Annotated in this window: 22 protein-coding genes; 12 read left to right on the top strand and 10 right to left on the bottom strand. The window is 61.7% G+C overall.

Annotated features, from left to right (window positions below; translation table 11 throughout):
• The first annotated feature begins 111 nt into the window (after positions 1–111).
• Positions 112–2604, top strand: a complete 2493-nt coding sequence (locus ROLI_RS15250) for an FAD-dependent oxidoreductase (RefSeq protein WP_187431335.1) — start codon at positions 112–114, stop codon at positions 2602–2604.
• Here ROLI_RS15250 and ROLI_RS15245 read toward each other — a convergent pair.
• The 3 genes from ROLI_RS15245 to ROLI_RS15235 are packed head-to-tail and all read right to left on the bottom strand — an operon-like array spanning position 2601 to position 5253.
• Entirely contained in the window at positions 2601–3251 is a 651-nt protein-coding gene (locus tag ROLI_RS15245) for a DUF938 domain-containing protein (protein WP_187431334.1), read from the bottom strand. The genes ROLI_RS15250 and ROLI_RS15245 overlap by 4 nt on opposite strands.
• Positions 3248–4318, bottom strand: coding sequence for an FAD-binding oxidoreductase (locus ROLI_RS15240; RefSeq protein ID WP_187431333.1), 1071 nt, complete (start codon positions 4316–4318; stop codon positions 3248–3250). Before ROLI_RS15240 ends, ROLI_RS15245 begins: the two co-directional genes overlap by 4 nt.
• Positions 4318–5253 (bottom strand): aldo/keto reductase, encoded by a 936-nt coding sequence (locus ROLI_RS15235; RefSeq protein WP_187431332.1) that lies wholly within the window; start codon positions 5251–5253, stop codon positions 4318–4320. Before ROLI_RS15235 ends, ROLI_RS15240 begins: the two co-directional genes overlap by 1 nt.
• A gap of 75 nt (positions 5254–5328) precedes the next feature.
• On the opposite strand from ROLI_RS15235, the gene ROLI_RS15230 reads away from it, so the two are divergent.
• Positions 5329–5715: an ectoine synthase gene (locus ROLI_RS15230; protein ID WP_187431331.1), complete on the top strand. Its 387-nt coding sequence runs from the start codon at positions 5329–5331 to the stop codon at positions 5713–5715.
• Here the strand turns inward: ROLI_RS15230 and ROLI_RS15225 are convergent.
• The 5 genes from ROLI_RS15225 to ROLI_RS15205 form a co-directional block, all read right to left on the bottom strand.
• Complete coding sequence (locus ROLI_RS15225; protein WP_316247480.1) at positions 5700–5987, bottom strand: hypothetical protein; 288 nt, start codon at positions 5985–5987, stop codon at positions 5700–5702. The two genes, ROLI_RS15230 and ROLI_RS15225, sit on opposite strands and share 16 nt — an antisense overlap.
• A complete protein-coding gene (gene plsY, locus ROLI_RS15220) occupies positions 5984–6592 on the bottom strand; it encodes a glycerol-3-phosphate 1-O-acyltransferase PlsY (protein ID WP_187431330.1) in 609 nt (202 codons plus the stop codon). Before plsY ends, ROLI_RS15225 begins: the two co-directional genes overlap by 4 nt.
• Positions 6592–7875, bottom strand: coding sequence for a dihydroorotase (gene pyrC / locus ROLI_RS15215; RefSeq protein ID WP_187431329.1), 1284 nt, complete (start codon positions 7873–7875; stop codon positions 6592–6594). The genes plsY and pyrC overlap by 1 nt, the downstream gene beginning before the upstream one ends.
• A gap of 184 nt (positions 7876–8059) precedes the next feature.
• Complete coding sequence (locus ROLI_RS15210; protein ID WP_187431328.1) at positions 8060–8599, bottom strand: hypothetical protein; 540 nt, start codon at positions 8597–8599, stop codon at positions 8060–8062.
• Positions 8596–9543 (bottom strand): aspartate carbamoyltransferase catalytic subunit, encoded by a 948-nt coding sequence (locus tag ROLI_RS15205; RefSeq protein ID WP_187431327.1) that lies wholly within the window; start codon positions 9541–9543, stop codon positions 8596–8598. Before ROLI_RS15205 ends, ROLI_RS15210 begins: the two co-directional genes overlap by 4 nt.
• 116 nt (positions 9544–9659) lie before the next feature.
• Between ROLI_RS15205 and ROLI_RS15200 the strand changes: the two genes are divergently transcribed.
• From ROLI_RS15200 to ROLI_RS15180, 5 genes are all read left to right on the top strand, one after another.
• A complete protein-coding gene (locus tag ROLI_RS15200; protein ID WP_187431348.1) occupies positions 9660–10433 on the top strand; it encodes a uracil-DNA glycosylase family protein in 774 nt (257 codons plus the stop codon).
• Positions 10426–11037 carry a LysE family translocator gene (locus ROLI_RS15195; protein ID WP_187431326.1) on the top strand — a complete coding sequence of 204 codons (612 nt, stop codon included), beginning with the start codon at positions 10426–10428 and terminating at the stop codon, positions 11035–11037. The genes ROLI_RS15200 and ROLI_RS15195 overlap by 8 nt, the downstream gene beginning before the upstream one ends.
• A gap of 1 nt (position 11038) precedes the next feature.
• Positions 11039–11581 carry a molybdenum cofactor biosynthesis protein B gene (gene moaB, locus ROLI_RS15190; protein ID WP_187431325.1) on the top strand — a complete coding sequence of 181 codons (543 nt, stop codon included), beginning with the start codon at positions 11039–11041 and terminating at the stop codon, positions 11579–11581.
• 93 nt (positions 11582–11674) lie between these two features.
• A complete protein-coding gene (locus ROLI_RS15185) occupies positions 11675–13132 on the top strand; it encodes an efflux RND transporter periplasmic adaptor subunit (RefSeq protein ID WP_187431324.1) in 1458 nt (485 codons plus the stop codon).
• 6 nt (positions 13133–13138) lie between these two features.
• The gene (locus ROLI_RS15180) at positions 13139–16771 is read left to right on the top strand and encodes an efflux RND transporter permease subunit (RefSeq protein WP_187431323.1); all 3633 of its coding nucleotides are present in this window, start codon (positions 13139–13141) and stop codon (positions 16769–16771) included.
• On the opposite strand, the gene ROLI_RS15175 is transcribed toward ROLI_RS15180, so the two are convergent.
• Complete coding sequence (locus tag ROLI_RS15175) at positions 16768–17574, bottom strand: protein-disulfide reductase DsbD domain-containing protein (RefSeq protein WP_187431322.1); 807 nt, start codon at positions 17572–17574, stop codon at positions 16768–16770. The two genes, ROLI_RS15180 and ROLI_RS15175, sit on opposite strands and share 4 nt — an antisense overlap.
• Before the next feature lie 117 nt (positions 17575–17691).
• Here ROLI_RS15175 and ROLI_RS15170 point away from each other — a divergent pair, with 117 nt between their 5' ends.
• A complete protein-coding gene (locus tag ROLI_RS15170) occupies positions 17692–18276 on the top strand; it encodes a YqgE/AlgH family protein (protein ID WP_187431321.1) in 585 nt (194 codons plus the stop codon).
• Between the two features lie 38 nt (positions 18277–18314).
• Here ROLI_RS15170 and ROLI_RS15165 read toward each other — a convergent pair whose 3' ends face one another.
• Complete coding sequence (locus ROLI_RS15165; RefSeq protein ID WP_405048970.1) at positions 18315–19274, bottom strand: L-threonylcarbamoyladenylate synthase; 960 nt, start codon at positions 19272–19274, stop codon at positions 18315–18317.
• Between the two features lie 126 nt (positions 19275–19400).
• Here ROLI_RS15165 and ROLI_RS15160 point away from each other — a divergent pair, with 126 nt between their 5' ends.
• From ROLI_RS15160 to ROLI_RS15145, 4 genes are all read left to right on the top strand, one after another.
• On the top strand, positions 19401–21116 hold the full coding sequence (locus ROLI_RS15160) for an acyl-CoA dehydrogenase (protein ID WP_187431319.1): 1716 nt from the start codon (positions 19401–19403) through the stop codon (positions 21114–21116).
• Positions 21116–22159, top strand: a complete 1044-nt coding sequence (locus ROLI_RS15155) for an MBL fold metallo-hydrolase (RefSeq protein ID WP_187431318.1) — start codon at positions 21116–21118, stop codon at positions 22157–22159. The genes ROLI_RS15160 and ROLI_RS15155 overlap by 1 nt, the downstream gene beginning before the upstream one ends.
• Before the next feature lie 164 nt (positions 22160–22323).
• A complete protein-coding gene (locus tag ROLI_RS15150) occupies positions 22324–22458 on the top strand; it encodes an aa3-type cytochrome c oxidase subunit IV (protein WP_187431317.1) in 135 nt (44 codons plus the stop codon).
• 11 nt (positions 22459–22469) lie between these two features.
• Positions 22470–23081: a hypothetical protein gene (locus tag ROLI_RS15145; protein ID WP_405049028.1), complete on the top strand. Its 612-nt coding sequence runs from the start codon at positions 22470–22472 to the stop codon at positions 23079–23081.
• The last annotated feature ends 3 nt before the right edge of the window (positions 23082–23084 follow it).

Below are 23084 nucleotides of genomic sequence, written 5' to 3'. Positions count from 1 at the left end.
ACCTTTGCTTGGGATGTCGCTTTCCCGCCATGACCGGTCGGGCGTGTTTTGCACGTTCTGCGTTCAACCGCTAAAGCTTGACCGTTAACACGCGTCAGGGAGTCTCGCGTCATGAAAACCCAGGTCAAAGCTCTTGTCGTCGGAGGCGGTGCGGTTGGCACCTCCATCGCCTATCACCTTGCGCGCGCGGGCTGGGACGATGTAATGCTGCTGGAGCGGGACGAACTGACCTCTGGCTCCACATGGCACGCCGCCGGGCTCTTGCCATATTTCAACATGTCTTATGCAACAACGCACATCCATGACTACTCCATTCGTTTTTATAAGACATTGGAGGAGGAAACCGGTCTGAACGCGGGGTTTGCCGTTGTCGGGAACCTGCGCATGGCGCAAACTGATGCGCGCATGGATGAATATATGCTCTATGCCTCCACCGCCGAGACCTGTGGTGTGCCTTATCAGTGGATGACGCCGGAGGAGATCAAGGCGAAATGGCCCTTGATCCGCACCGAAGACCTCAAGGGCGCGCTTTATCACCACACCGATGGCTATATTAATCCCGCTGACGTCACCATGGCGATGGCCAAGGGTGCGCGACAACGCGGCGTGATGATCGAGCGCAAATGGCAGGTGGATGCCTTCCATTGGAACGGCACGCATTGGGAGGTCACGGCTACCAAGATGGTGGAAAAGGGCGGCAATCTGATCCCATCGGATGAGCAGATCACAATCACCGCCGAATATGTCGTGACCGCATCGGGCAACCATGCGCAGCGCACCGCACAGATGCTGGGCATCAAAATCCCCGCGATTCCCGTGGAGCATCAATTCATCGTCATGGATCAGGATCCCGAGCTGGTGAAATTCCGCGCCGAGGGAAATGTCGAACATCCTGTGATCCGCGATGCCGATGCGCAATCCTATGTGCGTGAAGAGCGCGGCGGCTGGATCCTGGGGGTTTATGAAAAACACGCCCCTGCGCGGTTTGAATACGGCGTGCCGGACAGTTTCCGGGCCGATCTGTTTCAGCTCGATCTGGACCGGATCGAAGATCAGTATATGGCGATGAACCACCGCATCCCGTCGGCTGAGGAATGTGGTCTCAAGGATGATTTCAACGGCCCGATCTGCTATACGCCCGATGGCAACCCGCTGGTCGGTCCGGCACCCGGTCTGCGCAATATGTGGCTGGCCGAGGGGTTTTCCTTTGGCATCACGGCGGCGGGCGGCACGGGCTATTACCTCGCGCAGCTGATGGTGGAGGGGGAGGCCGAGATCGACATGGCCAGCCTCGATCCCAAACGCTACGGCGACTGGATGACCACGGAATTTGCCGCGCGCAAGAACGAGGAGGCCTATGAGCACGTCTATATCCTGCACCACCCGGATGAGGAACGCCCCGCCTGTCGGCCCCTGCGCACATCGCCCGCCTATGACCGCCAGGCTGCGCGCGGGGCGCAATTCGGTTGGGTCAACGGTTGGGAACGCCCGAATTATTACGCCCCCGAGGGGTTTGATGATCACGGGGCGCGCTCTTTTCGGCGCGGTGGCTGGTGGCAATATGCCGTCGAGGAGGCCAAAGCCATCCGCGAAACCGTCGGGCTGATTGATGCCACGGCCTTCACCAAACATTTGGTGCGGGGGCCGGGGGCGACGCAGTTCCTCGATTGGTTCACTTGCAATAAATTGCCTTCGGTTGGCCGGATCAACTTGACCTATGCGCTGACCGGGCATGGTACCACGCGCACGGAATATACGATTGTGCGATTGGCGCAGGATGAATATTACCTCGTCTCCGCGGGGGCTTGGACGGCCTATGACGCGGATTATCTGGGCAAGGCGATTGCGGATAAGGCACCCGAGTTTGGCTATATCGAATGCCATGATATGACGACGCAATGGGGCGTCTTTGCCATCGCCGGGCCGAAATCGCGCGATGTGCTGAATGAGATCGTAAAGGATGCCGATCCTGCGACCGTTCTGTCCAACAAGCGGTTTCCCTGGCTCACGATGCGCAATATTGAGCTGGGCATGTGCCCGGTACGCGCGATCCGCGTGGCCTATACGGGCGAATTGGGTTGGGAATTGCACCACCCCATCGAGATGCAGAATTACCTCTTCGATCAGCTTGAAAAAGCGGGTGAAAAGCATGGTATGAAACTGGTGGGCGCGCGGGCGCAGAACTGGTTGCGGCAGGAGAAATCTTACCGCGCTTTCGGCAATGAGTTGGGCCGGGATGCGACCCCGTTGGAGGCGGATTTGCCGCGGTTTATCGACCTCAACAAGGACTTCCACGGCAAGGACGCTTTGCAGAAAACCGGTGTGCGTTCAAAATGCGTGACATTGCTGATCGATGGGCCGGATGATGCAGACCCTTGGGGGCGCGAAGCGCTGTATCACGGTGACACGCGCGTTGGGCGGCTCACGTCCGGGGGCTATTCGGTGGCCTTCGGCAAGAGCATTGGCCTGGGCTATGTGACGCCGGATCTGGCCGTCAAAGGCACCAAGCTCAAGGTCAAGATGCTCGATCAGCTTTGGGATGCCGAGATCGTCGAGGACAGCCCCTATGATCCTAAAAACGAGCGTATCCGCGTGGATGGCTAAGCTTTGGTTGCGATAAAGGCGAGGTTGTTGGCGGGCATTTCCACGGTTTTGATGCCACTGCCGCCCGCCTGTATCACCCATCCCTTAACGTCGCTGTCGTCCTTATAGCCAATGGTGGGATCGGCCCCGCGCAGCTGTGCATCAAAGCGTTCATCACCTGGGCTGGTAAGGGTCCCAGCCCGTTTGAAGGGGCCATAAAGAATGGCCCTGCCGCCCGGTGCCAGCGCCATAAGGGCCTCTGCGATCAGGGTGTTGGCCGCCTGCTCGGTGATCAAATGCAACAGGTTGGCCAGCACGATCAGGCTCTTGTCCGGATGCACCCGGTGCCATCCCGGTTGCGTGGCATCCAGGACGCGCGCAGGGTTGATGTTGCTCAAACCCGACCCGGACGCATAGGCGTTGATGCTGGCCAGACGTGTGACACCGATTTCTGTGGGCTGCCAAATGACGTCTGGCAAAGCCGCCGCAAAGGCGATCACATGCTGACCCGTGCCGCTCGCGAGTTCGAGCGCCTGCCCGGATGTCGGGGCGTGTTGCCGTAAAAGCCCGCAGAGAGCCTCCGTGTTGCGCGCCGCTGCTGGGGCGTGCAGCTTGGCACCTTCCAAAGCGGAGGCGACGCTGGCGCTGGGAGGGAGTTTGCCGCTCATCGCAAACGGTCCGGTTGAAGGGCGGCGACGGTGTCGCGGGCCATCTCCGGGGCGCGCCCCAGAACCAGATCGGCCAACAGGCGCGAGGCGGCTGGGGCTGTCTGGAACCCATACCCGCCCTGACCCGCGCACCAGATGAATTCCGGCGCGTCAGGGTCACGGCCCAGAACAAGCGTGCGGTCAGGTGCAAAACTGCGCAGCCCCGCCCAGCTTGAGAGCAATCGCGTAACGGGTTCGCTCACCATCTCCTCATAGAGCGCCAAACCTTGCGCAAGTGTCATGTCTTCGGCCCAGGCGTCATGCGGCTCCACGGGGTCTTCATCAGCCGGGGAGACCAGCAAACAGCCGGCATCCGGTTTGGCATACCATGTCTCATTCACCCCAAAGAACATCGGCCAGGCGCGCACATCGTGACCGCCCGGCGCGGGGATGCGGGCCATGGACCGGCGATGCGGTGTGATGCCAAGAGGCGCGATCCCGGCCATCTGCGCGATACCGTCAGCCCAGGCACCGGCGGCATTGATCAGCGTTGGTGCGGTAAACACCCGATCGCTCGCGCGCACCTCCCAAAGGCCCGCGTCGCGACGGATCGCCTCCACGCGACAGCCGGTTTCGACGGTGCCACCATGACCGCGCAGCGTCCGGGCGAAATCCTGCAACAGCAGGTCCGTATCAATATCCTGCGCATCCTCGTGATAGGCGGCAAAGGCGAGCTTTTCGGGGTTCAGCACGGGCACGAAATCCAGCGCCTCCGCCTTGGTGATCGGGCTCGTGCCCATCACCGCGATATCGGCTTCATAGGCGGCGCGCTCATGCGCCTGTGCGATGATCATCAGCCCGCGCGGGCTCAGATACCCGCCCTCTGCGAGGAATGCCACGCTGGCCCGGTTTAGCGCCTGCACGCTGGTGGCACCGTAATTTGGCTCGATCAGCGCGGCAGAGCGCCCGGAGGCGTGATACCCAAGCGCGGTTTCGGCCTCGATTACCGTGACCTTGGCCGTCTCGGACAGGCGCGCGGCAGCAGACAGGCCCGCGATGCCGCCGCCGATGACGAGGATGTCTTGCATTACTGCTCTTCGATGCGGTCGGTTGCCGGGGGTGGTGTCGGGGTGAGCGTGGCGAGCCGGTCATAGAGGTCCGGTGTCAGCATATAATCCATCGCCGCGAGGGAGGGTTTCAATTGTTCCACGTTGCGCGCGGAGATGATCGGTGTCGGCCCCATCGGATGCGCCGCCGCCCAGGCCACGGCCAGGGTTGCGGCGTTCACGTTGACCTCCTGCGCAACTTCGCTCAGCCCGGCCGCCGCGTCATGCATCCACTCCAACCCGTAACGCGCCGCGTAACGCTCATCCTCACTCAGACGTCCCGCTGATCCGGTGGTGTATTTGCCCGTCAGCAACCCGCCCCCCAGGGGAGAATAGGGCGCGCAGGCCACGCCCTGATCGGCGCACATGGGGAGAATTTCCACCTCGGCCTGACGTTTGACCAGATTATACATCGGTTGAAGGATATCCACCCGCAGATCAAATTTGGCAGCGATACCAATCGCTTTGACGACCTGCCAGGCGGCGAAATTGGACACGCCAACATAGCGGATCAGCCCTTGCTGCTTGAGCTCTGCAAGCGCCTCCATGCTCTCACGCAGGTCCGTGTCCGGGTCAAAGCGATGCATGTAAAGCACATCAACCACATCCAGATTGAGCCGTTTGCGCGAAATCGCAAAGGAATCGTGAATGTTCTGTTTCGACCCACCCCCGGTATAGGCGGCCTTTGTCGCGATGATCAGACGGTCGCGCTGATCACCGAGCAATGCTCCCAGGATTTCCTCGGATGCACCGTCGTTATAGACATAGGCGGTATCGAAATGGGTAATGCCAGCGGCCCGCGAGGCCTCGAACATGTCGCGCGCGGCGGTCGCGTCCGCGCGTCCGCCAAATTGCATTGTGCCAAAGGCGAGGCGGCTTGCGGGGGTGCCATCAGGGCTGGTCAGATGTGATTTCATGCCTCCAGAAGTGGCATGTCATGCGCGCCCATGCAATATTCAAAACACCGGTTTGAAACCATATGGGGCATTGCCATGATCGTCACAAAAAAATCCGACCTGCAAGGGACGCCGCGCGATGCCGCCGGGCCGGGGTGGACCAGCCTGCGCCTGTTGGTGAAATCCGACGGCATGGGGTTTTCCATGACCGAAACACAAGTGTTGCCCGGCGCCGCCATGACGTTGGAATACAAGCACCACGTCGAGGCGTGTTATTGCATCGGCGGTGCAGGTGTCGTGACCGAATTGGACAGCGGTATGGTGCATCACATCACGCCGGGTGTGCTTTATGCACCGAATTTGCATGATCGCCACGCGGTGCGCAACGACGGTGACGTGCCGTTTCATCTCATCTGTGTGTTCTCGCCCGCCTTGCAGGGGGATGAAACTCATGGGCCGGATGGCAGCTACGCCTCGGCCTGAACGGGATGAGGGCGCAGGTCCAGGATGAAATCGGTCACTTTTTCGACGCTCATTTCACAGGGAAACAGACGTGATCCGCGCGCCAGACGATAGAAGTTGAGGCTTATATAATCAGCTCCACCCAGTTCTTCGGCGACCAGTTTCATTGATTTTCCCGCATTGAAGAGCGACTTGGTCACGATGTATCGGCGATCCTGCGATGCGCCGGTAAAGCTGCCGTTTGGCAATGCCAGCAGCGCGGTTTCGAGCCGCGCCAATCTTGACGGGTTCACGGTTTCTGGCCGATTTTGGGTTCGGTCCCGGCGCGGATGCGCGCGATATTGCCGCGGTGGCGCCACAGCAGGATCAGGCTCAGCACCAGCCCCAGAAACAGCGCGTGACCCGCCCCGAGTGCAGGCAATAAAATGAGGGAAGCGAGCGAAGACACAATGGCCCCCATAGAGGAGATGCGCACGGTAAATGCGCCCACCAGCCAGGCGATACAGCAGCCGATCCCGACCGGCAGGCTCAGCGCCAGCATCAGTCCCAGAAAGGTGGCCACACCCTTGCCACCGGCAAAGCGCAGCCAGATCGGATAGCAATGGCCGATCATCGCCATGAGGGCCGCGATTTGCGCCGTATCCTCGCCCCCAAAGGCGCGCGCCAGCAGGACGGCGACAACCCCCTTGCCCCCATCGAGCAAAAGCGTGAGCGCGGCGGCGGTTTTATTGCCGGTGCGCAGCACGTTGGTGGCCCCGATATTGCCCGACCCGATGTCGCGCAGGTTGCCCAGACCCATCACGCGCGCGAGCACCATGCCGAAAGGGATCGAGCCAAGCAGATAACCGATGACGGCCCAGAGCCCCAGAATGGCGGCGGAGTGTTCAAGGACTGGCATCAGGACCTCTCATAGACGCAGGTGCCGGCGACGAACGTCGACAGGACGCGGCCCTGCATCCGCGCGCCGTCAAACGGGGTGTTGCGGGATTTGGAATGTAGCGTCGCGCGGTCCATCAGAAACGGCGTGTCTGGGTCGAACAGCACCAGATCGGCGGGCGCGCCAATGGCCAGACGTCCGCTCGCAAGGCCCAGACGTTTTGCCGGATTAAGCGACATCGCGCGCCACAAAGCGGGCAGGTCGATCAACCCGGCATGATAAAGCCGCATCGCCGCTGGCAGCATCGTTTCAAGCGCGACGGCGCCGGAAGCGGCCTCCTCAAACGGCAGGCGCTTGCTTTCCTCATCCTGGGGCGTGTGCATGGAGGAAATGACGTCAATCAGCCCGGATTTGACGGCCTCCGCGATGGCAAGCCGGTCCTGCTCATCGCGTAGTGGCGGTTTCAGTTTGAAGAAGGTGCGATAATCCGCCACATCCAGCGCGTTCAGGGTCAGGTGGTGGATGGAGGTGCCTGCCGTGACGTCCAGACCGTTGGCCTTGGCGCGTTCAAGGGCGGGCAGGGCGCGCGCGGATGTGATCTGATCCGCGTGATAGCGCGCGCCGGTCATCTCAATGAGCGCCATGTCGCGGTCCAGCGCCATGCGCTCGGCCATGGGCGAGACCGCAGGCAAGCCGCGCAGCGAGGCGAATTTGCCTGATGTGGCGGCGGCACCACGGCTCAGGCCAGGGTCTTGCGGGTGGGCGATCACCAAAGCGCCAAGGCTGCGCGCATAGGTCAGCGCGCGGGAGAACACCTTTGTGTCCGTGACAACGCGGTCGCAATCGGTGAAGGCAATGGCACCGGCGTCCATCAAAAACCCGATTTCGGTCATCTCGCGTCCCGCACGCCCCTTGGTCAGCGCCGCCATGGGCATCACGTTGACCGGTGCGGCCTCATTGGCGCGCCGCGTCACGAATTCGAGTGTTTCGGGGTTGTCGATGGCGGGTTCGGTGTCCGGGCGGGTGATCATGGTCGTCACGCCCCCCGCCGCCGCTGCCAGCCCGGCAGAGCGATAGCTTTCTTTGTGCCGCTCGCCGGGTTCACAGACCTTGACGCCGATGTCCACAATGCCGGGAGCGAGGTATTTGAGGTGGCAGTCGATGACCCGCCCGGAGGTCAGACGCGGCGCATCCTTGGGCAGGCGTTTGGTGATGCGGCCGTCCTCGACCACCAGCCCGCCCACCGTGATTTCATCCGTTTCCGGATCGACAAGACGGGCGTTGAGAAACGTCAGTTTATTCATGAGCGAGGGCTCCGCAGGCGCTTTTGTGTTGGGCCATGTCCGGCGTTAAAAAGCGGGCCTTTCACGTGCCGACCCAGAACATGAGCCCGACAACAAAGAAGGCGACGAGCAGGGCGATCATCGCGATGCGTCCGGACATTTTCGGGTCTTTGGGCTCATTCATCGGGTTTATCCTCGCATTTCGTCACAGCAACCACAGCACCAGAGCGGCCAAAACCACGATCGCCAGTACAATGATCATGCTGCCTGTGGGTTTTTTCCTGGCCGGGTCGGGCCGTTTTGACGCTTGGCCGCTATAGGGTCTGGCGCTCTCGCTGGCCATGGTGGTTGTACCCGTCGGGGGTTGGTATTCGCTGTAAGTGGCGATCAGGGTCAGCGCCTCTCCCGGTGTCAGCGTTGTCTCTGCTCCGGCAAAGCTATCCGAGAACAGCAACAGGGCATAGCCTTCCAAAGCATCAAGTTTGCTGCGATCGGGCGCGATCTGATCACTCGGCACGGCGTAGCCTTCACTCAGATAGGCCCCCAACCCCATGCCGGTCAGATCGGCAATGGGAAAAATCTCGGTGCTGGCCGTGTTAAGATGCGGATCGCCCAGCAAGTCCCTTGCCAGATCGGATTTCGGCATTGTTTTCAACGCCGTTTCGATTTCTGAGGCAGGCTTGTTGATCGCGAACACTCTGATCTTGCCGCGTTCCTGCGATTGTACCTCGACGCGCGCGCTCATGCAGGCACCATACGGGTCAGCCGCAGGTTGCGCGCCAGCAAATCCATCGCGGCCATACGCACGGCCACACCCATTTCCACCTGATCCTGAATAACACTGCGGTTGATATCATCCGCCAGCGTGCCGTCGATTTCCACACCGCGGTTCATCGGGCCGGGGTGCATGACAATCGCATCGGGTTTGGCGTAGGACAACTTCTCAGCGTCCAGCCCAAACCTGTGATAGTATTCGCGCTCGCTGGGGATGAACCCGCCGTCCATGCGCTCTTTTTGCAAGCGCAGCATCATCACGACGTCCACGTCCTTCAATCCTTCGCGCATGTCATCAAAGACCTCGACACCGAACTCGGTAATGCCCGCAGGCATCAGGGTGGGCGGCCCGATCAGACGAATCCTGTTCTCCATCTTGCCCAGCAGCATGATGTTGGAGCGCGCGACCCGTGAATGGGCGATATCGCCGCATATGGCGATGGACAGGCGGTGCAAACGGCCCTTGGCGCGCCGGATCGTCAGCGCATCAAGCAGCGCCTGTGTGGGGTGTTCGTGCCGCCCGTCGCCTGCGTTCAGCACCGCGCAATTGACCTTTTGCGCCAAAAGATCGACCGCACCGGAATGGGGATGGCGCACCACCAGCAGGTCGGGGTGCATGGCGTTCAGCGTCAGCGCGGTATCCACCAGCGTTTCGCCCTTTTTCACCGAACTGGCCTGCATCGCCATGTTCATCACATCGGCACCCAGACGTTTGCCTGCGATCTCGAAGCTGGCCTGCGTGCGGGTGGAGTTTTCAAAGAACATGTTGATCTGGGTCAGCCCGGCGAGCGCGTCGGAATGTTTATCCGGCTGGCGGTTCAGACCCGCATAGGTATCCGCCAGATCAAGCAACGTGGTGATTTCTTCGGGGCGCAGGGCCTCGATACCCAGCAGATGTCGGTGCGGAAAACTCATATGCGGCAACCTATCGTGATTTGCCACCTTATAGGGAGCGCGCGCGGGGCGGGCAAGCGGGGGTTCATGTGCAAGTGGCTGTTCAGTTTGCCGCAGGGTCGGCGTATTGTGCGGATATGGAATCAGCAGAGTTTCACAACGCCCTGGCGCTTTTGGATTGGCAGATCGAGCTTGGCGCGACCGAGGCGATCTGTGACGTGCCGGTCAATTGCTATGAATTGCCCGATAAGCTGGCCAAACCAAAGAGCGCGGCTCCGGTTGTACAGCAGGCCGCGTCCGTCGCGGCAAAACTGGATGCTGTGGCGCAAGCCGAGCAGGCGGCGGCGGGTGTGGATACGCTGGAGGCGCTGCGTGATGCGCTGGCCGGTTTCGAGCATTGTGAATTGAAACGGGGCGCGCGCAATCTGGTGTTTTGCGACGGTGTGCCGGGGGCGCCCGTCATGATCATTGGCGAGGCACCGGGGCGCGATGAAGACCGCGAGGGGCGCCCCTTTGTCGGGCGTGCGGGGCAATTGCTGGACCGGATGCTGGCGGCCATCGACATGGGGCGCGACCCTGCGGCATCGCCGGTTTATATCACCAATGTGTTGCCCTGGCGCCCTCCTCAAAACCGCGATCCGCACCCTACAGAGATCGCCATGATGCGCCCGTTTCTGGAACGCCACATCGCGCTGGCCAAGCCGCAGGTCCTTGTGATCATGGGCAACATCAGCGCGCAGGCATGCCTGGGCAAACGTGGCATCACGCGGTTGCGCGGGAGTTGGACGGAGTGCTTTGGGCTTCCCGCCCTGCCGATGTTCCACCCCGCCTACCTGCTGCGCCAACCCCTTGCCAAACGCGAGGCCTGGGCGGATTTGCTGAGCCTGAAAGCGCGTCTTTCGGATGGTTGATCCCCTGACCCTCGTCGCGTTTATCCCCGCCGCTTTGGCGCTGAACCTGACACCGGGGGCGGATATGATGTTCTGTCTGGGTCAGGGGGTGCGCGCGGGGCCACGGGCGGCATGGTTGGCCAGTGCCGGGATCGCGACGGGTGGCATGATCCACGTCCTGCTGGCGGGTGCAGGGCTGAGCGCCCTGATTGCCTCCGCGCCGATCGCTTTTGACGTGATCCGTTGGATTGGTGTTACCTATCTGCTGTGGCTGGCGTTTTGCGCGTTGCGCAACAGGCCCCGGACAGACGCAACCCTGCCTGCGCCGCGGGGACGGCCTTTTCGACAAGGGTTGCTGGTCAATCTGACCAACCCCAAGGTCATCCTCTTCGTTCTCGCCTTCATGCCGCAGTTCATCCGCCCCGAAGCCGGTCCCGTTCTGACGCAATTTGCGATCTTTGGCGCTGTGATCGGCTTGGGCGGTTTTGCCATAAACGGGTTGGTCGGCGTTTTCGCGAGCTCATTGGGCCAGCGCCTTGCGCGTGGCAGTCAAATATTGGACTGGATCACAGCGGGAATTTTCACCGCCCTTGCCGGTCGCCTTGCCCTGTTGGAGAGAAGTTGAGATGAGCCGAATTGACGAAACAAAGGACTTCCTGCCGGTGCGTATCGCCGTGTTGACGGTATCGGACACGCGGGGTCTGTCGGAGGATCGTTCGGGCGATATCTTGGTGCACCGGCTGCTGGCGGCCGGGCATGAATTGGCCGACCGCCGCATCCTGCCTGATGAGCGCGCCGATATCGCGGCACAATTGCGCGCCTGGTGCAAGGACAGCGGCGTGGATGTGGTGATTTCAACCGGGGGCACGGGGCTCACCGGGCGCGACGTCACCGTCGAGGCGCACCGCGATGTTTATGAAAAGGAAATCGACGCCTTCGGCACGGTATTCACCATCGTGTCGATGCAGAAAATTGGCACCAGCGCCGTGCAAAGCCGCGCCACCGGCGGCGTGGCCAATGGCACCTATCTGTTTGCCCTGCCCGGCAGTCCGGGGGCCTGCAAGGACGCCTGGGACGAAATCCTCGCCAAGCAGCTCGATTTCCGCCACCGCCCCTGCAATTTTGTGGAAATCCTGCCGCGATTGGATGAGCATCAACGGCGGAAATGACGTTTCGGTGCGTATTGCTTTTTAGGGTTTGGTATGCAGCGCGTGCGCACTAGTTTACACCAGTGTTGATCAAGTGATTAGGATAACGGCGAAATGCGGTTTTTGCGCCAAAGCATGATCGGTCTTTTTCTGGCGGCGCTGACCTTTGGCCTGCTGCTTTATGCGGGGCAACTGGTTGGCGGGGCCATACAGGACCGGCTGGCCGAAAAGCCCGCCGCGCCAAGCGCGAACGAGCGTGTGTTTGCGGTCAATCTGATCCGCGCAGAGGCACAGACGATCAGCCCGATCCTTGAGACCTTCGGAGAGATCAAATCCCGGCGCACCCTGGAGTTGCGTGCCGCCATTGAGGGGCGCGTGGTGGAACTGTCTGAGGTTTTCGAGGATGGCGGTCGCGTGGGTGCAGGTGAGGTGCTGGCGCGGATCGACCCGGCGGATATGCTATCGGTCCTGGACCGCGCAAAAGCGGATCTGGCGGATGCACAGGCCGAAGTGCGCGATGCCGCGCGCTCGCGCGATCTGGCGCGCGATGAGGAAACAGCGGCCGAAGATCAGGTCGATCTGCGCCAAAAGGCCTACCGCCGTCAGGTCGATCTGGCCGCGCGCGGTGTGGGCACCTCGGCGGCGGTGGAAACGGCCGAACTGGCCGTGGCTGCTGCGCGTGCAACCGTTTTGGCGCGTCGCCAGGTTGTCACGCAGGCCGAAGCCCGTGTGGATCAGGGCACCACACGGCTGTTGCGCGCCGGGATCGCGCTGGAAGAGGCCGAGCGGAACCTCAATGATACCACCGTACGCGCGCCTTTTGACGGCATCCTGAGCGACACCTCCGTGGTGGCCGGGCGTCTGGTCTCCGCCAATGAGCGTCTTGCGGATCTGATCGACCCCACAGATCTTGAGGTGGCCTTTCGGATTTCGACCGCGCAATACGCGCGGCTGCTGGACGCAGAAGGCAACCTGATGGCGGTGCCAGTGACGGCGACGCTGGATGGGGCGGGCAATGATTTGCAGGCCACCGGCGTTTTGAGCCGGGTGAGTGCGGCCACGGCGCAGAACCAGACGGGGCGTCTCATGTTTGCCCGGCTGGATCAGGTGGCGGGATTTCGTCCCGGAGATTTCGTGTCGCTGAGCGTGCTCGAGCCGCCGCTGAATAATGTAGTGCGCTTGCCGGCAGCCGCCCTGAATGCGCAGGGCGATGTGCTTGTCCTGGGCGCGGATGATCGCGCAGAGGCGGTCGCTGTCACGCTGCTTCGCCGTCAGGGCAACGACATTCTGGTGCGTGGCAGCGGGTTGGTTGGGCGCGAAGTGATCGCGGCGCAGACCCCTTTGCTTGGTTCCGGTATTCTGGTGCGCCCGCTGCGGCGTGACAGCGCGGCGCGCGATACGGGCCCTGAAATGCTGGAACTCAGCGCAGAGCGGCGTGCGCGTCTCGTGGCCTTTGTGCAGGGCAACAATACCATGCCCAAGCAGGCCCGCGACCGTGTCTTGGCACAATTGGCCGAACCGGTCGTCGCCGCCGCCGTGGTGGCGCGCATCGAAAGCCGCATGGGGGGGTAGAACGCTATGGCGCGGCAAATTCCGGGGGCAGCCAGGGGCGTTCTTTCCTATTTTGCGCGTCACCGGACGCTGGCGAACCTGATCCTGGTGATGATGGTGGTCGCGGGCCTTGCCGCCTTGCCGAACATGCGCACGCAGTTCTTTCCCGACACAGTATTGGAGCGCGTGACGGTCAATACCTCCTGGGCCAATGCCGCCTCTGAGGATGTGGACCGGGGTATTGTGCAGGTGCTCGAACCCGCCCTGCGCACGGTGGAGGGGGTGGAGAGCACGTCGTCCACGGCCCGGCAGGGACGCGGCACCATCACGCTGCATTTTGAACCCAATTGGGACATGACGCGCGCCGCAGGCGATGTGCAGGATGCGGTGGATACGGTGACGGATCTGCCCGATGGTGCGGATGATCCGGTTGTGCGGCGCGCGGCCTGGCGGGACCGGGTCACGGATGTGGTGATCAGCGGCCCGGTCGGGCCAGAGCAATTAGGCCTCTTTGCGGATGAATTCGTGAACCGGCTGTTTGCGGCTGGCATCACCCGCGCCACGATCCGGGGCGTGGCAGCACCACAAATTACGGTGGAAGTGAGCACGCTGAACCTTGTGACCTATGGCATTACCATGGCGGAAATTGCCGCTGCGATTGAGGCGGAAGTGGATACCGCGCCCGCGGGTAACGTGCGCGGTGCAAACACGCAGGTTCGCACCGGGACCGAAAAACGCGACCCCGAACTGATCGCGCAGATCGTGCTGCGTTCGAACCCGGATGGCTCGAAACTGAACGTGGGGGATGTCGCGCGTATCACCAAGGAAAGCGGGGATCGGAACCGCGCCTATTTCGTTGGGCAAAACCCGGCGATTTCGGTGCGCGTCGACCGCTCGGCGCAGGGCGATGCGATCAAGATACAGGCGTCCGTGGAGGAGATCGCCGCTGATTTACAGGCGACCTTGCCCGCAGGCTCGTCGCTTGAATTGATCCGGACGCGGGCGGCGGCGATTTCGGACCGGCTTGATATATTGATCGACAATGGGCTGATGGGGCTTGGGCTGGTGCTGGGCCTGTTGTTCCTGTTCCTCAATGCGCGCACGGCATTTTGGGTGGCTGCGGGCATTCCGGCGGCGATGCTGGCGGCGATTGCGATCATGTATGCGGGCGGCATCACGTTGAATATGATCTCGCTCTTTGGGCTGATCATCACGCTCGGGATCGTTGTCGATGATGCGATTGTGGTTGGCGAGCATGCCGATTACCGGGCGCGCCACCTCAAGGAGGACCCGTTTGTGGCCGCAGAATCCGCCGCGCGGCGCATGTCCATTCCGGTGTTCGCCGCGACCCTGACCACGGTGATCGCGTTTTTCGGGCTGCTGGCCGTGGGCGGGCGTTTTGGCACGCTGATCCAGGATATTCCCCTGACGGTGATTGCGGTGCTCGTGGCCTCGCTGGTGGAGTGTTTTCTGATTCTGCCCAACCATATGGCCCATTCGATCGCACGCGCCAAAGAGACCGGGTTTTCGCGCCTGAAACTCGGCGGGGCTCTCGTCGCACTGGTGGTGCTTGTGGGCGGAACGGCGGCCTTTGGGGCGCGGCTGTGGCTGGCCCCGGAGGGTGCGCTGATTGCGGATCTGCCGTATCGCCAGGATGTGGTCACGGGGTTGATCGCGCTGGGCGTTGTTGCGGGTGTTTTCCTGCTGATGCCGCGCGCGCGCAAAGCGCATGTGGTGCAATGGATGGGCATGCGCGGGGTGGATTGGCCCTCGACGCTGGTCAATTACGGGTTCGACTGGATGCGTGATGTGCTGTTTCGCCGCTTTATGGCCGGTGTGATTGCGGCGCGTTATGTGGTGCTGGCGGGGCTGATCGTCCTGCTCGCGGCGCAGGTCAGTATTTTCATTCGTGGCGATGTGCAATGGCGCTTTTTCAACGCACCTGAACGCGGATCTGTGACGGGCAATTTCGCCATGACCGAGGGCGCGACCCGCGCGGATTCCATCGCCATGATGCAGGAATTGCAGCGCGCCACCGAAGAATTGAGCCTGGAATACGCCGAAAAATACGGGCGTAATCCGGTTGATTTCGTGTTGGCGCAAGTGGGCGGCACCATCGGTCGCGGGCTGGATGGCGCGGAATTCAAAGATAATGACCTCTTGGGGGGCATTTCGATTGAACTTATCGATGCGGACCTGAGACCCTATTCCAGTTTTGCCTTTACCGGTGATCTGCGCGACCGGGTGGCGAGCCATCCACTGATCGAAACGCTGTCGTTTCGTGGCTGGAGGTCGGGGCAGGGCGGTGACGCGCTGTCAGTCGAGTTCTCGGGCGCCGATACGCAGCGACTGAAAACAGCCAGCCTGGCGTTGCAGGATGCGCTGCTGGAATATCCCGAGGTGCTGTCTCTACAGGATGACCTGGCCTACGGCAGGGAAGAGTTGATCCTTGATCTGACCGCCAAGGGGCAGGCGCTGGGATTTCGCATCGATACATTGGGACGGGTTCTGCGGGACCGTCTGGGCGGGATTGAGGCCGCGACATATCCCGAAGGCGCGCGCACCGCGACGATTGAGGTTCAGCTGCCGGACGATGAATTGACGGCGGATTTTCTGGAACGCACGCAGATGCGCACGCCAGAGGGGGTCTACGTCCCGCTTGCAGATATCGTCAGCGTGCAAAGCCGCGATGGATTTCTGGCGCTCAAGCGACAAAACGGCACGCGGGTGATTACAGTCAGCGGTGATATCTCCGAGGATGACCCGGAACGCGCGGCGGAAATCCAACGGGTGCTCAGCGCGCAAATCCTGCCCCGCATCGCCAGCGAGCATCAAGTGTCCTGGAGCCTTGGCGGGCTGGCCGAGCAGGAACAGGATTTCCTCAGCGATGCGCTGAGCGGTCTCATCCTGTGTCTTCTGGGCATATTTCTGGTGCTGGCATGGGTCTTTGGCAGCTGGTCGCGCCCCTTCCTGATCATGGCGGTCATCCCCTTCGGTCTGATTGGCACAATCTATGGCCATGTGGTCTGGGAGGTGCCGCTGAGCATGTTCACGGTTGTGGGGCTTTTGGGCATGACCGGCATCATAATTAATGATTCTATCGTTTTGATCACAACCATTGACGAATACGCTGAAGATCGCGGTCTCATCCCTTCGATTATTGACGGGGCGGCGGATCGGCTGCGGCCTGTCATGTTGACGACCATGACCACGGTTCTGGGCATGACGCCGCTGCTTCATGAAAGCAGCCGCCAGGCGCAGTTCCTTAAACCCACGGTGATCACATTGGTCTATGGGTTGGGATTTGGGGTCGTATTGGTGTTGATGATGGTGCCGGCGCTGGTGGCGGTGTCACATGATATTTCGCGCCAGATCAGGGCAATGCGGCGCGGAATGCAGGCCCCGGTTCTGAGCCTGCGGATGTCATTTGTGGTGCTTTGGGGGCTGATCCTGGGCTGGGCCGGTGCGACAATGGGGGTTGCCATCGCGCAAGGGAGCCTGGCCTTTGTGATCACCGCGCTGGTGCCGGGGGTGCAGGGCTGGCCTGTGATGCCCGCTGCGTTGTTGCTATTCGTGATTGGCGCGGCGGCTCTGGTTCTGCTCGCCTATCTCTGTGCGGTGCTGATCATGCTGTTGCGCAAGCGCGCCCCCGCGCCCTAACCCGCAGTGCATCCGCGTATGTCGATGGCGTGGCTGCTGCCCAGCACCGTAAGGCGCACCGCAGAGCGATCAATCGCGATGCTGCCCCCTTCCACATGGATCATTTCGGAAACGGCGATGATGTCATTGCCGGTCCTGCGCGTATCCGCTTCGCTGACCCAGACATCTGGCAGGCCGGGTTCGATCACGATGACTTCTGCACCTCCGGCGGAGGGTGCCGTGACCCGCGCCTCAATGCGCAACCCGTCTTTGGTCGGCTCGATTTTGCAGGTGGCCCGCGTCACCCCCGCCTCGCGCGCGGAGTAGGGGGTTTGGGCCAGGGCGGCGGCGATGGCCGGTGTGGGTGTTGTGGCGGTGCCGTCGAGCATGGCCTTCAGGCTGACGTCATGGGGCACGCAGATGTCCGAACAAATGCCGATGTTCATGTCAAGATCAATGCTGATCGGTTGCCCGGCGTGCGAGCGCGCAAGGGTAAGCGGGATCACCAGCTCGTTTTCATATCCGATGGAACGCATGCCGTTTTGGTCAAAAACCTTTGGTCTGGGCCATGCGACGGAGACCGAGTGCAGATTTCGCGAGCCCGACCAGTCAAAGCTGGGCGGGATGCCAGCGTCTCCGGGCGCGCGCCAATAGGTCTTCCAGCCCGGATCGAGCGACAGGTGGATGGCGGCCATGCGGGTGCCATCCTCGCGTTCCCATCCGGGCAAGATCTGCGCCGTGACGGGAATGGCAAATTGGTCCTGCGCGACGGCAGGCAGCGCGAAAAGACAGGCAGCGGTGGCAGCGGTAATCGTATTTCTCATGAGCCTGATATGGCCGAGCAAGCCCGGAAAGCCAAGTCACGTTCCGTTCAGCCATGTTTCGCCACGGATTTCTGGATGCCTCTTGCACTGGCAGGAGGGTCAGGCCATTCTGACGCCATGGGACTTTCCGATACGCGCGATGATACGCTTGATTTGACCGGGTCGCTGTTGGTGGCGATGCCGAGCATGGGAGATGTGCGTTTTGAGAGGTCGGTGATTTTGCTCTGCGCCTACTCAGACAAAGGGGCGATGGGGTTGATCCTCAACAAGCAAAGCGGTGATGTGCGCATGAGCGATGTTCTGGACCAATTGGAGATCGAACCCTCCCGCAAGGCCGCTGCGATGCCGGTGCATTTTGGCGGTCCCGTAGAGACCGGGCGGGGCTTTGTGCTGCATTCGGGTGATTATCAGTCGAGCCTGCATACCCTGTCCGTTCCTGGCGGGTTTGGGATGACGGCGACTTTGGATATCCTCGAAGAGATTGCGCAGGACAGCGGGCCGTCGCGTGCGTTGATGATGTTGGGATATGCGGGATGGGGGCCGGGGCAGTTGGAAAGCGAGATTGCGCGCAACGGGTGGCTGACGGCGGATGCCACGTCCGCGTTGATTTTTGAAACACCTGCGGCGGACAAATGGAGCGCCGCGCTCAGGAGCCTCGGGGTGGATCCTTTGGGGCTGTCCTCCACGGCGGGCCATGCCTGACCGGGAGTACAGGGAGCAAAGGTGGCCTGAAGCCCACCTTACGGCGCACGCGGCGCGGCAGCACGTGACAGCCGGTCGTTGATGGCACAGCCAAGGCCAGTATCAGGAATGGGTGCCACCGCGATGGGGCGGTGCAGTTTGTCCAGTTGGTGAAGATGTGCAAACAGGTTCGCGGCCGCTTCCTGAAGATCGCCGGTTTCGGATAAATTGAGATCGCAGGGCATTGGGCCAAAACCCAGCAGGAGTTCATTGGCATTTGGCTCCGTCACCTGCGTTCGGAGCGGAGCGCGGGGCGCGTAATGCGAGTTCAGCTGGCCGGGGGCCGTGACGGTTTCTTCGCTTTTGGGGTGCGGCGCACGCGGCAACGCAGTTCCAAGGGCCGTTTGTATGGCTTCTGCGGGCAGGCCGCCCGCGCGCATCAGGACCGGTGCCGGCGAAAAGGCGATGATTGTGCTTTCCAGACCCACCGGGCAGGCACCATCATCCAGGATTGCAGCGATGCGATCGCCCAGACCTTGCCGCACATGTGTGGCGGTTGTGGGGCTTATGCGTCCGGAGGGGTTTGCCGAGGGTGCCGCGACAGGCCCGCCGAACGCCTTTAGCAGCGCTCTCGCAGAGGGTTTGGCAGGCACGCGCAGGGCCAGGGTCGACAGCCCCGCCGTCACCAGAGGCGACAGCCCGTGATCGGGCAGCAGTGGCAAAACAAGTGTCAGCGGACCGGGCCAGAAGGTGCGCGCGAGTATATCCGCCGCATCACTCCATTCAACGTAGGTGCGTGCCGCATCAATGTCGGGAACATGCACGATGAGCGGGTTGAACCGCGGCCGCCCCTTGGCGTCAAAGATCGCCGCAACCGCGCGCCCGTTGCGTGCATCAGCCCCCAACCCATAGACCGTTTCGGTCGCGAAGGCCACGAGGTCCCCATCTGCGAGCAAGCCAGCCGCCCGCGCGATGCCTGGGGCATCCGCAGGCAGGATCAGGGGCGAGGTCATGTCCATAAGGCTCCGTGACGCCGCGTTTTTATTGCCGAAGGCAGCCATGCGGCACATGTTGCAATGTGTGGACCTTTACCGGGTCATGTCTTGCTTGCCAAGGCCGCCGCACAGTCAATCGGAGACAACACGATGCCCTATCATGCCCCCGTGGATGAGTTTGCCTTTTTGTTCAAACATGTGGTGGATTACGCAAAACTGCGTGCAACCGAGCGGTTTCGCGAGGCCACAGAGGATGTCACCCAGGCGATCCTCAGCGAAGCGGGTAAGCTGTCTGATGAGGTTCTGGCACCATTGCAGCGCGCTGGCGATATGAACCCGGCGCGGCTGGAAAACGGTGTGGTGCGCAGCTCGCCGGGCTTTGCGCAGGGCTGGAAGGCTATTGCGGAGGGCGGTTGGATTGGTATGTCGGCGGATCCGGAACATGGCGGGATGGGCTTGCCGATGACGCTGACATCCGCCGTGAACGAAATGATGAGCGGGGCATGTTTGTCGCTGCAAATCGCGCCGTTGATGAGCCAGGGGCAGATCGAGGCGCTGCATCACCACGCAAGTGAGGCGATCAAAGCGCTCTATCTCCCCAAACTGACCGCCGGGGCGTGGACCGGAACGATGAACCTGACCGAACCGCAGGCCGGCTCGGACGTGGGGGCGCTCTCGACCAAGGCCGTGGACAGGGGCGATGGTACTTTCGCGGTGACGGGACAAAAGATATACATCAGCTGGGGGGACCATGACATCGCCGAAAACGTCTGCCATCTTGTTCTGGCGCGTCTGCCGGATGCGCCTGCGGGCACCAAGGGGATCAGCCTGTTTCTGGTGCCGAAATATATCCCCAACGCCGATGGAACGCTGGGTCGGGCCAATGATCTGAAGGTTGTCAGCCTCGAGCATAAATTGGGCCTGCATGGCTCACCGACTGCGGTAATGCAGTTTGAAGGCGCCACCGGCCTGTTGATCGGCCAGGAACAAGACGGCATGGCGGCCATGTTCACGATGATGAATAACGCGCGTCTCGGTGTCGGCGGGCAGGGCATTGGCGTGGCCGAAGCGGCCTGCCAGCACGCGCTGGACTACGCCGTTGATCGCAAACAGGGGCATACGGCGCGCGCCGGGGGGGCGGGCACCATTGTGGATCACGCGGATGTGCGGCGGATGCTGATGAGCATGAAAGCAGATGTTTTCGCCGCCCGAGCCATCGCGCTGAGCTGTGCGATGGCCATTGATATGGCACATGCGACCGGTGATGCCGACTGGCAGGCGCGGGCGGCGTTCCTGACGCCCATCGCCAAGGCCTTTGGCACGGATACGGGGATCGCCGTGGCCGAAATGGGTGTTCAGGTCCATGGCGGCATGGGCGTGATCGAGGAAACGGGTGCTGCACAATTCAGCCGTGACGTGCGCGTCACCGCGATTTATGAGGGCACGAACGGCATTCAGGCGATGGACCTTGTGGCGCGCAAGATGATGGACGGCGGGGAGGCGGCGGCGCATTTGCTCGATGAAATCGAGGCCTGCGCGGAGGCAGCGCGCGCAACCCTGCCCGACCTTGCCGAGCCGGTCTGGCAGGCCTCTGAAACCCTGCGCGAGGTGACGGAATGGATCGCGGGCGAGCCGGATATGGACGCGCGATTTGCCGGGGCGGTGCCCTATCTGCGGGCGTTCGCGCGGGTCATGGGGGGATATCTGCACCTTAAGGCGGCCCTCGCGGACAGGGGCGGGACACATGAGGCACTGGCGCGGTTCTATATCAAACGGTTGTTGCCCGAGCACGTCGGTCTTTTGATCCATGCACAAGCGGGGGCAGAGGATCTGTTTGCGCTGAGTGCCCAAGAGTTGGTCGCCTGATGAAAGATCAACCAGAAGGTTTGCGCACGCCCTGGGAGCACCCCCCGTCCGAGGGCGAAGCGATCGAAGTCGCGCCCGGTGTGCTCTGGATGCGCCTGCCATTACCGATGAAGCTCGATCACGTGAATATCTATGCGCTGGATGATGGCGACGCCTGGAGCGTGGTGGATACCGGCTTTGCCTCCAAACGCAGCAAGGCCATCTGGCGCGCGCTTATGACCGGTCCGCTGGGCGGTAAACCGGTCAGGCGCGTTGTTGTCACGCATCACCACCCCGACCACATCGGGCTGGCCGGGTGGTTGCAATCGGAATATGGCGCGGAACTTGTGACGACACGTACCGCCTGGCTGACGGCGCGGATGCTGACGCTGGATGAACAAAAACTGCCGTCACGCGAATCCCTTGCATTCTACCGTTCTGCCGGGATGGACGCGCAGGTCTATGCGCAGCGCGCGCAGGAACGCCCGTTCAACTTCTGTGACGTGGTCACGCCCTTGCCGCTTGGGTATACCCGGATCGCGCAGGGCAACAGTATCACCATGGGCGGGCGCATCTGGGACGTGCATATCGGCAATGGTCATGCCCCCGAACACGCGACCTTCTGGAGTCGGGAGGACAATCTGGTGCTGGCGGGGGATCAGATACTCTCCTCTATCAGCCCCAACATCGGGGTCTATGCGACCGAACCCATGGCCGATCCGATTGCCGACTGGCTGGAGGCCTGCGAGCGGCTTGCGCCACTGGCGCGGCCGGATCATCTGGTGCTGGGTGGGCACAAATTGCCCTTTACCGGCCTGCCGATGCGAATGCGGCAATTGATCGACAACCATCACGGGGCGCTGACGCGATTGCTCGATTATCTCGATACGCCGAAATCCGCGGCCGAGTGCTTCACGCCGTTGTTCAAACGCAAGATTGGTTCGGCGGAATACGGGTTGGCGCTGGTGGAAGCGGTCGCGCATGTGAGCCATCTCTATCAGGACGGTCTTGCCACACGGGAGCGGCGCGCGGATGGGGCCTGGGTGTACCAGCGCAAAGCGTGAGGGCGGCGCAGTGGCAAACCCGAGTGTTAGTGCCTGCCAGCAGGGCCACCGGATGCGCGCAGCGGCAGGACGCGATCAATTGTCCCACGGCGTAAGGCGACGGGTGACAGGGCCGAACGAATCCATTAGGGCTTGTGCCAGCAACATCAAAAAGGGCTGCGGCAATGGCAGATCACAAACACGGCGAAATGGATACCACCACCCAAGAGAAAACTTTCGACGGCTTCATGAGCTGGACCACGCGTATCGTGATCGCGATCATCGTCCTGTTCGTGTGGATGGCGATTTTCATCACGTGATCCCTGTTTCGATGGCGGTCCGTGCGCTGCGCGCTGGCGTGGTTTTTGGCGTTTTGGCGCTGCTGATGGGCTGCGCGGTCTCCTCCATGCCACAAGCCACACCCGAAGAAATCGCCGCCAAAACCTATGTGGCGGATGGTGCGCCAAAGCTGACCCTATTCACGGTGATCAATAATAACACCGGCAGTGGTGGGCATACGGCCTTGATGGTATCGGGGTCCCAGCGGGTCATCTTTGACCCTGCGGGCTCGTTTTTTCACGCCGATGTGGCGGAACGTGGCGATGTATTGTTCGGCATGACGCCGGGGTGGGTGCAGGCCTATAAAGGCGCGCATGCGCGCAGTACCTATCACGTGGTCAGCCAGGAATTTGTCGTCAGCCCCGAACAGGCCGAGCGCGCATTGCAACTTGTGCTGTCAAATGGCGCGGTGGGAAATGCTTTTTGTACGCAGTCGACGTCTTCGATCCTGCGGCAGGTGCCAGGGTTTGAAGACGTCAAAACGACCTTTTATCCTGCCAATCTGATGCGGCAACTGGCAACACGCCCCGGCGTCGTCATGAATGAATATTACGAGAATGACGCAGGCGACGTGCGCGACGGGATCATTGCGGCGCAAAGCTGAGAT

The organism is Roseobacter fucihabitans, assembly GCF_014337925.2.
Taxonomy (GTDB): domain Bacteria; phylum Pseudomonadota; class Alphaproteobacteria; order Rhodobacterales; family Rhodobacteraceae; genus Roseobacter; species Roseobacter fucihabitans.
The sequence above is the reverse complement of the archived record's forward strand: the minus strand, read 5'-3'. Positions and strand labels throughout refer to the sequence as shown.